The 14,362-nt window shown below is 56.1% G+C and carries 9 protein-coding genes and 1 pseudogene; 3 read left to right on the top strand and 7 right to left on the bottom strand.

Going from position 1 to position 14,362, the window contains the following annotated elements; all coding sequences use genetic code 11:
- Positions 1-3 precede the first annotated feature (3 nt).
- Entirely contained in the window at positions 4-1,785 is a 1,782-nt protein-coding gene (locus MWN76_RS06355; RefSeq protein ID WP_250460297.1) for an ATP-dependent nuclease, read from the bottom strand.
- 55 nt (positions 1,786-1,840) lie between these two features.
- On the opposite strand from MWN76_RS06355, the gene MWN76_RS06350 reads away from it, so the two are divergent.
- A complete protein-coding gene (locus MWN76_RS06350; protein ID WP_250460295.1) occupies positions 1,841-2,317 on the top strand; it encodes a hypothetical protein in 477 nt (158 codons plus the stop codon).
- 26 nt (positions 2,318-2,343) lie between these two features.
- Here MWN76_RS06350 and MWN76_RS21140 read toward each other — a convergent pair whose 3' ends face one another.
- Genes MWN76_RS21140 through MWN76_RS06335 form a run of 3 tightly spaced genes read right to left on the bottom strand, consistent with a single transcriptional unit; the run spans position 2,344 to position 8,517 of the window.
- Entirely contained in the window at positions 2,344-5,502 is a 3,159-nt protein-coding gene (locus tag MWN76_RS21140; RefSeq protein WP_250460293.1) for a C-terminal helicase domain-containing protein, read from the bottom strand.
- Position 5,503: 1 nt separating this feature from the next.
- Complete coding sequence (locus tag MWN76_RS06340; RefSeq protein ID WP_250460292.1) at positions 5,504-7,297, bottom strand: phospholipase D family protein; 1,794 nt, start codon at positions 7,295-7,297, stop codon at positions 5,504-5,506.
- Complete coding sequence (locus MWN76_RS06335; RefSeq protein WP_250460291.1) at positions 7,297-8,517, bottom strand: DUF6361 family protein; 1,221 nt, start codon at positions 8,515-8,517, stop codon at positions 7,297-7,299. Before MWN76_RS06335 ends, MWN76_RS06340 begins: the two co-directional genes overlap by 1 nt.
- Positions 8,518-8,702: 185 nt before the next feature.
- Here MWN76_RS06335 and MWN76_RS21260 point away from each other — a divergent pair, with 185 nt between their 5' ends.
- Together MWN76_RS21260 and MWN76_RS06330 are read left to right on the top strand one after the other, a co-directional pair.
- Positions 8,703-9,824 carry an HNH endonuclease gene (locus MWN76_RS21260; RefSeq protein WP_425606600.1) on the top strand — a complete coding sequence of 374 codons (1,122 nt, stop codon included), beginning with the start codon at positions 8,703-8,705 and terminating at the stop codon, positions 9,822-9,824.
- Between the two features lie 82 nt (positions 9,825-9,906).
- Positions 9,907-10,947, top strand: a complete 1,041-nt coding sequence (locus MWN76_RS06330) for a hypothetical protein (protein ID WP_250460290.1) — start codon at positions 9,907-9,909, stop codon at positions 10,945-10,947.
- A 164-nt stretch (positions 10,948-11,111) separates the two neighbouring features.
- Here the strand turns inward: MWN76_RS06330 and MWN76_RS06325 are convergent, their stop codons facing one another.
- The 3 genes and pseudogenes from MWN76_RS06325 to MWN76_RS06315 all read right to left on the bottom strand — a co-directional run bounded on the left by MWN76_RS06325 (position 11,112) and on the right by MWN76_RS06315 (position 14,220).
- Positions 11,112-12,968: a hypothetical protein gene (locus MWN76_RS06325; RefSeq protein WP_250460289.1), complete on the bottom strand. Its 1,857-nt coding sequence runs from the start codon at positions 12,966-12,968 to the stop codon at positions 11,112-11,114.
- Positions 12,969-13,103: 135 nt separating this feature from the next.
- Positions 13,104-13,931 (bottom strand): annotated as a pseudogene (locus MWN76_RS06320) (YifB family Mg chelatase-like AAA ATPase); the annotation flags it as partial.
- 37 nt (positions 13,932-13,968) lie between these two features.
- Entirely contained in the window at positions 13,969-14,220 is a 252-nt protein-coding gene (locus tag MWN76_RS06315; RefSeq protein WP_250460288.1) for an accessory factor UbiK family protein, read from the bottom strand.
- Between the last annotated feature and the right edge of the window lie 142 nt (positions 14,221-14,362).

Below are 14,362 nucleotides of genomic sequence, written 5' to 3'. Positions count from 1 at the left end.
TGATTAGGCACGAGACACCACAAACTGAATGGCTGAGGCAATATAGGTTGGTGGCGTGAATAACCCCATCAGTTTTTTCCCGAGCTTCGCGCTCAAGCGGCCTTTACCAATATCGGCAATCATAGCTAATAGCTGGTCGGGGTCGACCTTCGTTCCTGAACGCCAGTTGGCGATGCGTGCAGTTCGCTTAGGGCCAAAACCTTGCTCGTCGAGGATATCTAGCAACGCCTGAAGCAGATTGGGTGTGTTCGCGACAGCGACTTCAAAAGTCTGCTCATTCAGGAAGATGCCAGCCTCTGCCCACCACTCGTTGAAACTGGCGAAATCGGCAGTTTCACACCACATCCGATTTTCAGGCGTCAATGGAGGAGCTCCAGACACCTCGCAATAAGCATCGTAGATCCCCAGCGTCCGCGCTTTACCGAGTGGCGGCTTGGTGCCGTCGAGCGGATCCCAGTCGGTGACGACCGCGAACGGCAGCCCGAGGCTACCGGCGAGCTTCACGTATGGAGTGAAATTGGTGCCGGCGACATTACACACGGTAATTCCCAGTTGATCCAGATTGTGGCCCTCCGCATCTGCGAACCCAGGCAGTAGTGCCTCCTCAGCGTCGCCCTCGACGAAGATGACTCCCCGTGCGAAAAGCAGCTCGGATCGCGTGGAGGTTAGATAGCGCTCTATGTCGTCTAGTTCATCGTCTGTCACGGGCAGTGCGGCGAGGGAGAAGGCCTGAGAAGCACCATTTGCCGATCGTAAGTTCACGATCGACCGCAGTGGCGCAGCGGCGGCGAGGGTCGGGGAATGGCTAGTGACAAACAGGGCCTGTGAGTCATCGGCATTTTGGAAGAGCTTGTCGAAGACAGCTCTCTGAAGTTGGGGATGAAGATGAGCCTCCGGCTCCTCAATACAGAGCAACGAGTAATTGCGCTCGTTTTTCTGACGCCGCCAAGCAAACTCGGCCAGCTTTAACGCGATCAACACGACATTGGTGGAACCCAAGCTTGCTTCGCTGATACCTCGCTTACCGCCGTCAATAAAAATCGAAATCAAGCGAAACAATCGTTGAGGATCGGTGGACGCAAATCGCAACCGAGTGTCAATATCATGTGCGGTGCCGGCCAATTCAAGAATGCCAGAACGCAGCGCCTCCTCGAGTTCTTTCACAGACGGGAAGCTCTCGACCTTACTGTTCGCCTCCTCGAGATCGGCGGCTACACTGTCCAGCTCACTCTGGCTGACTGTAGCGACCGCTTCTTCGAGCAGTGGTCGAAGTGGAGAACTGCGCCAAGAGGCAAGCTGTCCTTCAGCGTCGCGCAAGGCGCTGAGTATGTCGAGGGCGATCCTGCGACGCACCGTGTATGGCACAGAGCGAGATTCGTCTCCGCCGCCATAAATAATGAACTCGCAATCCTCACTTGATTGCGGTGCGCCGCTGATCTCCGGTCTCTTTCGATAGACATAACTCAGCCGCGCGACTTCGGGATCATCGGCTGTACGAAAGTCAGTTAACAAGGCGACTAGCGCATCGTCGTTGTCGAAATCTGCGAAATCGAGGTGAACTTCAATTTGCGGATTCTCCGCCAAGTCACAGCCATCCCAGAAGTCCGAAAGCTTCAACTGTCGCACGGAGTCGGGAAGCGCCAAATCGAATATCAGGCGAATGGCGAAAAGCAAATTGCTTTTTCCGACGCGATTCTCACCCAACAAAACAACGTTTCTCGTAAGCGGAATATCAATGGCCGCAAAGTTGCGGAAGTTTCGAATACTCAACTTTGCTAGGTGCATGCCAATCTCCCCCCTCATGTATGTCCCTCTATCCTATTGTACGAGCTGTCATGTTTTGAACGCAAAGGTTGATCAGAGAATTTGCCGCCACTTAGAGGGGCTCCGTAAGGCTTTAGATTTATTGTATTACCAGATATATTTCATTGCTTATGATGACCATGGCTTGCTTCTAGATCATCCGCGGGAAAATCTACAGAAGGGATGGAGTGCCCACACAGAAAAAGGCGAGGATATGCAGATGAAGAAATCACAGCTGACCTTTGGGATTGAGGAGGGCGCTTTACGCACGATCGCAGCTTCTGGTGCGAAGCTGGAATTCGAGCTCCGGGAATTTGAAATTGAGCGATACCACCTGATCATTAAAGTCCTTTCTCAGCCAGTAGAAAAGGTATTTCACCTCGCCAAGACACAGCGCCCTGGCTTGAGGACTTTTAGATCTCTGGACCGAGCAATTGATTTTGTTAGGAAATTGGTACCATGGTGCTCCGACGTTCGAGTTGTTCGCTTGCAGAAAGATAAGGTTGGGGCCTGAAAAGCCAAAAGCATAGATGCAGTAATTTATAAATTGTTACCATCTGGGCTCAGGTCTATAGCCCATGCTTGTATGTCTCCCTCATTCAGCTCCGCTTGGTCCAGTAACGCGAGCAGCTCCTCCTGCCGAGGCTGGCCAAAGACTACCCGGTAGGAGGCCAGTTGGCGTTTCAGACGCCGGAAAGACTCTACTTCTCGACTGTAGGGCAAGTTTGGCACCTTACGTTCAACCTTGTGTCTACCTGTCGCAATCCAGTAGGGTACGAGGTCAGGCTCGTTGTTGGCTCGAGATTCGATATCAGCCAGCTCGAAGGTGCATTGCCAAAGGTCCTCCCCCAACTTCCATTGCTGCATGGCGGCTTCGCCGAAACGCTCGGCGACATTTTTTCGCACAGCGTGCCCCTTGTAGCGGTGTACCCTACCCTCTCGCTGTTCGAGGTCCACAGGGTTGCTTGGTAGATTCCAGTGCACCAGCTGGTGACACCAAGGGTGGAAATCCAATCCTTCCTGCCCTACCGAAGTAGTGGCGAGTACAAACGGCCTGAAGGGGCTGTTGAAGGCAGTACGCACGGCGTCTTGGCTTAGGGCTCCCGCTCCTTCCTCAGAGGCTAGGTTCCCAAACCGCAGGGCCAAGCCGGTGCGCAGGCGCTGGACCTTGTCCTCGAGACGGCCCTTACGGTTGAACTGGTAGAGTCTAGAGTGTACCCGGGAGGGGCGCGGTTCGACAGAATGGGCTATGTCCCGAATGCAACTGAGGCTGATCGCTGCTGGCGCCTCGCTTGTTGACCAGGCGCGCTGTTCCCAAACTTGGTGCCAAGTTTCATCGAGCACTGCCTGTAGGTTGCCCTGAATGCAGTATCGCAACACCTCGCGCCAATAAACGTGATCTTTCGCATTAGCCAACTGACCTAGCAGTTTAATGGTTGTCGGACGGTTGAAGAGCTTCCAGAAGGCGTAGGCCAATTCTACTGCTTGTTTGCGTCTCTCCTCGTCGCTGATGCCGGCCATGGCCAGTGTGCGTGCCGCCAGTATACCGGGGGCGCCTAGTGCCAGCTCTGTAATTAAATCGGCTAGTCCCGGCGGCCGCCGGCCCAGGGTTGCGGGGTCCAGGCACAGCAGGTCATCTATATATGCGGGCAGGTACTCGGGATTCGGCCTCCCTGTGTCCTCGGTATCTTCCTCTCGCCATTGAAGCAGGAAGCTGTGCATGCCCGGATCCAGTAGCCGGGGGACGATCCATTCCCAGCGATCATCCACCGGGCCTTGCTGCGGATCAGGCAAAGTGGGTTCGGCCAGCAGGACATCGATGCGCTGACGAACCCATTCTCGGCGGTCCACGCCCGGAGGGGCGTTCAGCGGGTGCGCCTCGTCCGCCAAGCGCAGACAGGGCAGCAGGAGTAACAGTAGTCGGTGGCGGGAGCGGGTATGGTCGGCGCCTTGGGATAGGCGTAGCAGCGGGCTTTGCTGGCGATCCGGGTCTTGGTAGGAGGTCATGCCGCCACCGAGCATGCGGCGCTCAGCTTCGTAGCTGAGCACTGCGCTGACGACATCTGGTACCAGATTCCAGGCGGAAAACAGCAGTGTCTTGCTGCGTCCCGCCTGGCCACTGAAGGCGCCATCCAGTGGCCAGTAGCTGATTGTGGGCGGCATCCACAGTAACTTCCATAGCTCGGTGTCTAACAGCTCACTAACCAACACGCGGAGCTTGGGGTTGCCTGGATCGATTTTCTTCCAGTTTTCGATCTCGTCAACGTGGAGGAATGCCTGTGGGTACCGCGACATTACCCCGGCAAGTTTTCGTGGTTCGCGAGCGAGGGTGTCGGTGAGGCGCTCATTGACCTTGTAGGTTTGCATGAAATGCGCCAGGTAAGGGGCTGACTTCCAAAACGGAAGGGGATCCTGTGCGCCCACAGCGGTAAATAGATCATCCGCGGCCAGGTACTGGTGGATATCGTTGACCTGCAAATCCAGGTCGATGCGCGCCTCGCTGACCATGGCATCCCGCGCCGCGCTGGCCGCTACGCGCTCTGTACGTGCCATAATGGATTTCAGTAACCGTTCTACCGCCGCTTTCGCGGGCAAAACCCCGTCAGCGCCGCTACTCGCTATGCGCGCCAGCGAACGGCCGAAGTTTGCCAGTGCCGACTTGAGCTGATCCACCTTTTGCTCGTCGCCGCCCAGCAGAAAACGGGCGGTGGCCAAAAAGTCCTCGTAGTGATTCTCTCGATCGATCTCCCCATCAGTGGTAAACGGTTTGTATGGAGTGGCTGACAGGAGTAAGGATCGAACCCGCTGGCCATCGAGTGTTGGGACGTTAAACAGAGTCTGGGCCAGGTCTGCCGCGGGATCTCCCGATTCCTTATGCTCCTCAATGAGCCCCTTGAAACGCTGAAACTCATCCAGGATAACAAGATCTGGTTTTAGGGCGTGGACACAGATTTCCGCCAGTATCCGGCGCAACTCGCCCACCACGCGATCGCGGCTGCGGCGAGCTTCGCTGGGTAGGGCATCTCGGCGGCGCAGGTACCATTTGTCGACCACCAGCTGCAGCTCCCGGCGCAGCTTCCTATCGCCCCGGAACGCTTTGCGAAAGCTGCGGCGGATGCCGGGCTCCAGGGGCAGAGGCTCGTTGTTCAACCGCTTGCGCCAGCGCCTCCAGTCCCGAATCGCACCCTGCAGCAGATTCATCAGACCCACGCGCGGTTCCACCAGTCCGTCCAGGAGGTGAAACAACACACGCCTCTCGGGCGCCTTTCCACCAGCCCGCCCCATGTCGAAGGAGGTGCTCGGGGTAAAGCTGATAAAGTTCAACCTGCTGTCAGCCAGCCCCACCTCCCCGGCCTTCGGTGCCAGCTCCGTGGCCAGCAGGGTCAGGCGGGTGGCGAGGGAGAAAGCGCGCTCCGCCCCACCGTTGACCTGGAGCTTGGGCAGGTTGGAGCGGGCGATGCTCTGATTGCTGCAGATATAGACGATATCGATTCGTTGCCCGTGGTCCCACAGGTGGTCAATGGTGCGGGCAATGATGCCCCGGGCCACCAGCGTTTTCCCCAACCCCACCTCATCGGCCACCAGAAAGCGGCCGGTGCTGTCCGGTTCGGTAAACAGCCGACGAAAGGCATGCTCGACTGTGCGACGCTGAAAGGCCTTCAGCGGCTTGATCGCCTGCGCTGGATCGGGGCGTTTCACCCTATACCTCCTCCAGGTTCACGGCATCGTGCACTACTTTCCATACCGCATAGAGGTCGTCGGGGATGATGCGACGGCCTTCGGCACCGTTGCGCAGGTCCTCGACCAGTTCCCGAATGGGCTGCAGCCGCTGGGGTTCCCTCGATGCAGTGCGCAGCAGATCTTCCAGCAAAGTCTCCCCGCCCAGCCCGGGGCGCCAGGGGGACCTGTTTCCGCGATCGCCGCCCTCGACGACCCATTTCGACAGGCCCTCGAGGCCCCCCAGCAGCGCACGCAGGAATTGTAGGAAGCGTTCCGGACTGTCCACCAGGGTTCGTAGCACTAGGTTGATGCGGCCTTCGGGTAGTCCCCGGGCGGGAAGCTTGACAGCGAGGCGCAGGTCCTCGCCCCCGCTCCGGTGATGGAGGCGGAAGGCGACAAGGGCTGTCAATCGCGGTGCCGGCAGCTGCCATGTTAGCGGCAGTTTCAGCTTCCGCTGTGCTTGTTCTTCCACCGTTACCGGCCAGACGCTGGCCTCCACCCCATCAGGCAATATGAGTTCGCCGTGCAATGTCCATCGCCATTCTTCTTCATTCGGCTCACAGAGGATCTGCAGTTCACTGCGCAGCAGCTGCTCACGAGCTTGCTCCAGAGCCTGCGCCGCTGCTGCCAGCTCCGGATCCTCCGGTTCGCAGGGCCTGCGTTGGTAGGGTGCGCAGAGTTGCAAAAAACCACCTTCCAGAAAGTGCTCAATGGAAGAACCGCTGCCGGCCTTGCGCCGGCGCCGGCTCGCGACTAGTGCGGCCATCATCTCCACGTTATCGCCGGTAAAGGCAGCCGCAGTGAGATTCGCCGATCCCAGGAACCAGCTCACCAAGCGCCCATGCTCTACCGCAAACAGTTTGGCGTGCAGGCCAGAGGCCCTGGCAGCGGTCTGGTCATCAGGCTCACCCGCTGCCGCTTCCGAGAGCACCCACAGATTGTCACCCCATTCCTCTATGGCATCGTCGGGCAGGGCGTCAAGCGCCTCAGAGCGGCTGATCATCGTGCACTCGCCCTCGATGCCACCAGCCAGTGCCGACAAAGCGGTGCGATTCACAAAGGGCGAAATGGCGAGCAGGCGCGATCCCCCTTCTACGGGGCGCCAGGGTTTGCGTGTCCCCGTAGATAGGCCGAGGCCGTGGAAGCGCACGGGTTGATCAAATCCTTCAGGAGGCGGGAAAGCTGTCCGGCCCGCCTCTTTGGCAATTTCGGCGAGCCACGCCTGCAGTTTTGACTCCAGGCGTTCGGTGGACCACTGGGGCAAGCGTTTGAGCAATTCAGCGAGGTCCCGGCTTTCCGGTAGTTGGCGCCGTCCCGGCGCCGCTTCACTGGTCAGCGCCACATCCCAGGAACGATCAAAAGTCAGGTTGCGCGATGCAATGGTTACCCGCAACAGGTGAGCGCCGTCCTCTCCCTCGAAGCGTGCCAGCCAGAGCTTTGGATGAAAGGCGCCGCCGTTGGGTGCCTTAACGGGGTGTACGCAGGACTCAAGGGCGGCATAGAGTGGGCGACTGGTGCGCGGGATATCGATGCCGGCCTCATCCACGAATACCTGCACTCTCTCACCGGCCTGGCGCAGAGCCTCCAATACCTGCAAGGGGTTATCTAGCAACTGGTCGATGGCGCTATCGGCATGGGTCAGGACGGCCAGTGGCAGCGCCAGCAGCACCTCCAGGTCCAGGCTGTAGGTGGTCAGCACGACGCCATCCAGCCGATATCCTGCCGGCGGGCGCAGCGCATCCAGGGCAACGGTTCGGACATCCGGCGACAGCATCAGCCTTGCAGCCCCCGGTGTAGGTCGATCAGCAGTTGCCGCACCTTCGGCCAGCGGAAGTTCATACGCCCTACGCCGACGCGGCCGCGCCAATCCAGCAATCGTCCGGAGTTGATCAGACGGGCACGGCGGGGAGATTTCAGGTCCTGCTCGCGTGTGGTGATCAACCGGCGCAGGTAGAGGTCTCCGGCCACCTGGTCTGCGCCGATGGCAGTGACCTGGTGCGACCAGGTCTCGACGAAGTTGCGTTGCTGGGCCGGTACCTGTCGGGCAGTCCGGCTGGCAGCGAAGGACCAAAGATTGGCGGGCTCGAAGGGGGCCTCGGCAAGTTCACGGGCGGCCCATTCCTGCAGCTCAGTCCGGTAGGACTCTATCAGCTCCAAGTCGCGCTCATTACCTTCCAGCTGATGGCGCTTTTCGGCCAGCATCAGGTTGTACAGTAGCGGGGCACCCTCTACATGCAGGGAGAAGCGCCGAGCCAACTGGAACACCTTGCTGATCTCGGGACCTGCGCGAAGCGCATCGGGATCCTCCCAAAGTTCTGTTGCCGGTTCTACGCTGCCTTCGTGGGCCAGCCAGTCCAGAAGGGTATCCCCGCAACGCTCGGCGATGCGCCCGCGCAGGAATTCGGCCTCTTCGGAGGTGAGCTGAAACGAACCTTCTTCAGGCATACCATCGGGTGCCTTTGGTAGCCGCGGGTGCCAGGTCCATTCCCGTTCGTCCATGATGCCCGGGTCATCCACCGGGTTGAGCGCTGGGTGATTCCCAGCCAGGCGGTCGATGTTCTTGTGGTACCAAGCCTGGGAGCGCTGCGGCATAAAAATGCCCCAGCGTACCAGTCCGGCCCAATAGACCGTACTGGGTAAGCGGGCGAGGGTGTGGCGGGCCTGGATGCCGATTAGGCCGTCCCTATCGCCCGACTCGTCCAAGGCGTCGATGAGCGACAGTTCATCCTCCCGAGCTGTCTCGGCGACATCATAGCCAGGGCCCCATGACTCTATTTCGCGGTAAATCCAGGGAATGAAAAGAAAGTAGCGCAGGCGAGTGTGCAGACTGGAGGTCCCTGGAAACAGGGCGTCCGAGAGCATATCCCGCAGGCTGCCCAGGCCCAGTTCGTCAACGGTGCCTTGCTCGTTGAAGAGATCCAGCACCTGACGAACCTTATCACGGTCATCGCAGGTCAGGTCGACCCAGGAAAGGGTTGCTGCAGCCCTGCTCACTGTATTCCGTACCCAATCTTAATTATCGTTGCGTAAACAGTTTACCATAGGGTCCGACATGTCAAGGCACTCGGCCTTCGAGGCAGCACGTTGGGCGCGAATACCAGCTGCGGCTGGTCCGGGGCGGCTCCGCTGGCAGGTGCCACACCAAGTTGAGTCGCGTCCCGAATCTTTAGGGTAGGGAAATGAGAAAAGCCTGTATCAATCTCAACTGGACCGCGAAAAACGCGGAGCTACGCGCTGGTGATCAGGGTAGTGGCAAATGGCTGTACCAGATGCAGCTCGAGGATCTGTTAAGCGATCACTGGCCGGGCCCGGAAAAGTGGCAGCAGGCCCTGGATACCTGCCTTGGGAAGGCAGAGGAGCTGCGGTATGAGGTTTCGCGTATCCGCGGCAAGAGCCTGACCGATCCAGCCTGGCATGAATCGCGTAAGAGACCGCGGGATAGCAAGTCCAGCAGCAAACCAACCGGAGATCGGCCAGTGCCTAGCCGGCGAGTTCCACAGCTCGATCTAAAGAGACTCCGCGGTGCATTGGAGGCGATAGCGCGGGATCCGCGGACCCAGCAGGCCTTGCAGCTGCCACACTACCTCTCCCTGGCGACTCGGATCGGGTTGTCCATGGAGACTGACGATGACCGCAATTATTTCTTCAGGCTGCTCGACGAAATTTCCCGGCAGGAACACAGCGCCGGTGCCCCGCTGCTTTCGGTTCTGGTAACCAGGGAGGATTCACACATGCCGGGTCCGGGGTTTTTTCGTCTCGCTGTGAATGTGGGGCGCTTGGCTCGCGGAACGAGTGAGGAGGGGCAGCTAGAATTCTTTTCGCAAGAGCTCAGGTCGGTCTATGCGCATTGGTCTAGCGAACCGCAAGGGCCTGGCTCTTTGGGCCAGCACCGTCCGGGGGGTGACGTTAAAGCAACCGGTAGCCGACGTGTAGGACACTACCGGTTTAAGCGGGCAGTAGAAAGGCACTGGGAAGGGCGATGTGCGATCACCGGCGGGACTCAGCTGCTTCGTGCGGCACATATCCGGCCATGGGCCCAATGCGAGCCAGACCAGAAAACCGATCCAGACAATGGCTTACTCCTGAGCCCGACCCTGGATGCAGCCTTTGACGCCTTCTTGCTCTCTTTCGAGGAGGACGGCTCCATTGTCTTCGCCAACCACTTTAATCCGGACCCTGCTCTGCATTTGGACGGGGATATGTGTGTCACGCCACTCGCGAAGTTGACCGCTGGGCACCGAGAGTACCTGCGTTGGCACCGAGAGGAAATGGCCCGGCTGTCAGGTTTGGTGAGCCCCTAAATCCCAGTTCTGTTTCCTCCGGATCCAGATTAATTGCTTCAACATCCATGAGATAAACCAAACATAACAAATGGCAAATCCTATGGGCACACAGTATCTAGCCAATGCGACGTGCATTGAGGACCTTGAGCACGATTGCCGCAATCACCGAGAATTGCGCGAACGGCAGAAAGGAAGAGGGACAGCTTACGCCTATCAGTGTCTGATTTGCGGGCAGGCCGTGGGAAGTGAAGTGTCTAAGAAGCGCGTCTCTGCACCGCCAAGGCCATTTGACGAGGATATAGCTGAGTACTATTCCAGCGTCAGGCTCGGGTTTCTGGAGGAAATACAGAAAGAATGGGCCAAAAACCGCCCTTCATTGTCTCCGCGCCCACGTAGCGTCGATCTAAATGATTCTTTCTCGAGAAAAATTAATCAAGTGATCAAGGACTTTAGGGCCGAACACCCCGATTGCGAGATTCACCGGCTGTTTGAAAGTTATCTCGTAAAGCAGCGGATTACGCATATCGACGCACTGGAAAGCCGATGGTCTTCGGAGTCAGAGCTTTCGTACTGGTTTAGGCAGAATTTTTCCCGGTGGTTTGAGATTTACGAGGAAGTTGACGGCGTCGGCACTATTGATCAAGAGCAAAAAAATCTCAGGATTGATTTTGTGATCCGGCCAAAGCCGATCCTGCAGCGCGCCGGGTTTGCCGACCAGTACATGGGTGTCGAAGTAAAATTCCTTGATCCCAGGAGCGACAAAGGTTTTCACGGGAAATCTTCAAAAGGTATCTTCCAGGCACTAAGTTATTGGTATAGCGGAAGCAACTGGGAAATTACCAGCGGGCATAAAGTCAAGCTTTCGGCGGTCCTGCTATTCAGCAATCTGTCCTTTGCAGACGAGCGTGAATATCTCTTTGGTACATATGATCGCCATACTAGAACGCTGTGGCGCGCATATCTAAGTCTTGCCAACCACGCGAACGTCGGAGAGCTTCAGATTAGACGGTATCCGAATGGGAGGTTCGCTTGGTTCCTCGCATTTAATGGAGACTACTATTTTTCTAAGCACTATGACGAAAGGCTTATTCTTGGGAACGCCAATGTGGTAAACAAGAAAAGAATTGGAAATACTCGATAACAGAGTGGAGGCACATTCATCTGATGCGAAAGTACATCTTTGTTAGAGGATTTCAGAAGTATTTTGACAGTAAAAATGTCCATCCAGAAGAGGTGGTAGTAAATATCTCTGCCAATTTAGCGCTGTCTGGATATGAAAGTTCTTAGTCAATGTATTTCATTTTTTTAAAGTGCATTTGTTGATTGGTAGTTAATGAAGTTGTCAATTTGCTCAACTATGTATTCCGCCCATTTTGAGGGCAAGCTTTCGTTTTCAGTGGAATTTAGGATTTTGTCATTTTGTGCGTCTTCTTTTTGAAATTTTTTAATGAACGGAGGATGGTTGACCTTTCTAAGAAAGATTTCGTCAAAAAATTTTGCGGCAGCGTTCGTATCTTTGGCGTTGCTCCAATAGGTGCTTTCATCGGGCCATCGGTTGTTGATGGCAGTTAATTTTAGAAATTTCGAAAATGTAGAGTTTTCCATTTTCGAAAAATCTAATGTTTGCATTATAGCTGTGCTATGGCCACCCTCTTTTGGTCTGAGTTCAAGTTCGGATAAATATATATAATAATTATCTTGTAGGTTTATTTCTACCCATACGACATGCCTTGATCTAGGTCCTCCTGGCTCATGCTTAATTTTGTACCAAGAAAGTTTCCCTGCTAATTCTTTCTCTGGGAATGACGTGAAATTGTATTCTCCCGGAGTAATCTTTTCTTCAAGTGTTCGGGTGGTAATGCTCCATCCTCTACTCTTAGTAAAGAGCTGTATTTCTTTAATAGTTTTTATGAAAAGTGAGATATCTCTACTTGATCCTTCATCAGGATGTTCGTGCCCAGAGACTCCAGTTTTCCCCTCAGATTCAGACGAATAATTGCCATCACCTAGAGTGAAACCCTCAGGATCAGCTTCACTCTTTGGCATGAAAGACTTCTTCCCTATCTTGTTGATATTCTGGTAATTATACTTTAGGTGCTTAAGTGCTAAAAAACGATTTGAAATCGTACGCATACTGATGCGTCTAATGTTGGCGTCAGCAGGGCCATCCTCAATAAGGATCGCGTCACCATCTTGGATGCCAAGCTCTTCTAAATCTACACTGCTACCGTAGATCCCTCTCCCCGGCCTCTTGTTTGATATGACTTCATCCTTTTGGATGGTTGGATCAAAAAAGGTTGTTGGGTGAGTACAGTGAAGTATCTGCATCGCGAATATGGATTGGATGCGCTGTCCAGTTACTGGATCTATTTCTTGATGGTAGCCGCTTGTACCTGCAACTCTTAATTTTGTTCTGCCGGCAAAAGGGAACTTTGGGATTAAAACTAAAGGTTCCTGATCTTCTTTTCTTCTAAGTTTGTTGTTTTCACTGGTTTGTGATAGATGTTGGTGAGCTGCATATAGTGAGCTTAAAGCATACTCTGAGGATAATGCTCTTAGTAGAGTGAAGGATTCATACTTGCTGATGGGCCCGTTTACATGCAGTAGTGGTGACGTCGAGCTGGAAACACTTTTCCCTTTATCAAAGTATTCGTGAAGAGTCCTAGTAAGAGCTGCACTAGCGAATCGCTCACTTACACCGACATAAAACCGGTATACCTCAGATGCAGGAAGAGTAATATATAGAGGAGTTCTGTTGTTTGAGTTTAGAACTTTAAGGTGTACATAATAGGTGTCTGATAATTTGTGCCAATTCTTTCCAAGTCTAAAGCAGCTGTATGGTATGGATCTTTCTACTTCCACCCCGTCCATGCTTATGGGGGAGGAAAGTCTTACGAATTTCGCCTCCCTAGTGTCTACCTCGAAATAGTCTGGAAGTGGTTGAGGGTCAAAGAAGAGCTCGCCGTTCTTCCAGAGAGAGCCAACCCTGAAGTGCACTAAAGCAGCCGAGTGAACATTTAGGAGAAGTGTTCTTTTTGTTGTACTGTCCGGATGATAAGGGTTCTCTCTAGCGTGGTCATACACCTCTGAAAAGCACGCTTTAACCCTTGCCCTACTTTTGGTGGGATCGGGAGGCAAGTATACCTCTCGGATTCCGTCCACACGCCATATACTACTGCCACCACGGTCTCTAAGCTTAGAAAAGGTCTTCCGAAGCATATCTCAGGCTTATTTCACATTATTTGCCTCATATTTACACTTACCAATGTCCATTTGCAATTAACTTTAGATCTTACAGCCGCCGACCAGCGAAGTGGGGGAGGCCGAATGGTGCGGGGCGCGGAAAGGGCGATACTGCAGGCGCGACAGGCCGGCGCTGGAGTAGACCGCGGCCACTTCGACCAGCTCATCCTGTTGCAGTGGCGGCAGTATGCCGGGCAGGCGGCTGGCCAGCATTGTCTTGCCGGTGCCGGGCGGACCGTAGAACAGCAGGTTGTGGTTGCCGGCCGCGGCCACTTCCAGTGCGCGCCGGGCCTTCAGTTGGCCGCGCACGTCCGCCAGGTCGGCGCAGTCCACTTCGGTATTGCCTGTCTCGATTGTCGCCGCGGGCATGGATTCGCGGTTGTGCAACTCTGCGCATACCTGTAGCAATGATTCCGCGATTTTCACCTGGCCGCCGGCCAGCGCCGCCTCGGCGCCACCGTCGCGCGGCACTACCAGTCTGCGCTCCGCGGCGCCGCAGGCGATGGCGGCGGGCAGGGCGCCGCTGACATCGCGCAGGGCGCCGGTCAGCGCCAGCTCGCCAATAAATTCATAGTTTTCCAGCGACTCGCAGGGAACCTGCCCGGAGGCGGCGAGTATGCCGATGGCGATCGCCAGGTCGTAGCGACCGCCCTCCTTGGGCAGGTCGGCCGGCGCCAGGTTGACGGTAATGCGCCGCTGGGGGAACTCGAAATGGCTGTTGACCAGTGCGCTGCGTACCCGGTCGCGGCTCTCGCGCACAGCCGCTTCCGGCAGGCCGACAATATGGAAAGCCGGCAGGCCGTTGGCCAGGTGCGTTTCAACGGTAACCAGCGGTGCGGAGACACCGAGCTGGGCGCGGCTGTAGGTGACGGAGAGACTCAAAATTGCATCCTTGCGCTGCTTCTTCCGTGGGGCCCGGTCAGTCGCCGGGAGGCGGGGTCCTTTTTTCCTGTTCGGCCAGGGCCTGTTCCAGTGATTCGACCTGCGCCTCGACTCGGGCCAGTTTCTCGCGCGTGCGCTGCAGTATCTCTGACTGGATGTCGAATTCGCGCTGGGACACCAGCGGCAGCCGGCCCAGGGCCACGGCCAGGGCGTCGCGAAGGTCGCTGGTGACCACTGCCCCCTGTTGTTGCAGTTCGCGCAATAATTCTTGCAGTTTGTCCGCTGACACCGGCAATCCCTCACTAAAAATGGGCTCTATCCTGGCAAGAGATTGTACCCCCCGGGCCTGCAACACTAAAGCGGCGCCGCATTTTATCCGCCCGCACATTGCCGTGGCCGCACTTTGCACTGGTATGCCGGATGCGTGCTCC

Source organism: Microbulbifer litoralis (assembly GCF_023634065.1).
GTDB classification, from domain to species: domain Bacteria; phylum Pseudomonadota; class Gammaproteobacteria; order Pseudomonadales; family Cellvibrionaceae; genus Microbulbifer; species Microbulbifer litoralis.
This window is presented reverse-complemented; position numbering and strand designations above follow the sequence as displayed.

Coding starts and splice junctions, on each gene's coding strand:
- MWN76_RS06355 (WP_250460297.1), bottom strand. CDS start 1,785: ATGCACCTAGCAAAGTTGAGTATTCGAAACTTCCGCAACTTTGCGGCC.
- MWN76_RS06340 (WP_250460292.1), bottom strand. CDS start 7,297: ATGCTGTCGCCGGATGTCCGAACCGTTGCCCTGGATGCGCTGCGCCCG.
- MWN76_RS21260 (WP_425606600.1), top strand. CDS start 8,703: ATGAGAAAAGCCTGTATCAATCTCAACTGGACCGCGAAAAACGCGGAG.
- MWN76_RS06330 (WP_250460290.1), top strand. CDS start 9,907: ATGGGCACACAGTATCTAGCCAATGCGACGTGCATTGAGGACCTTGAG.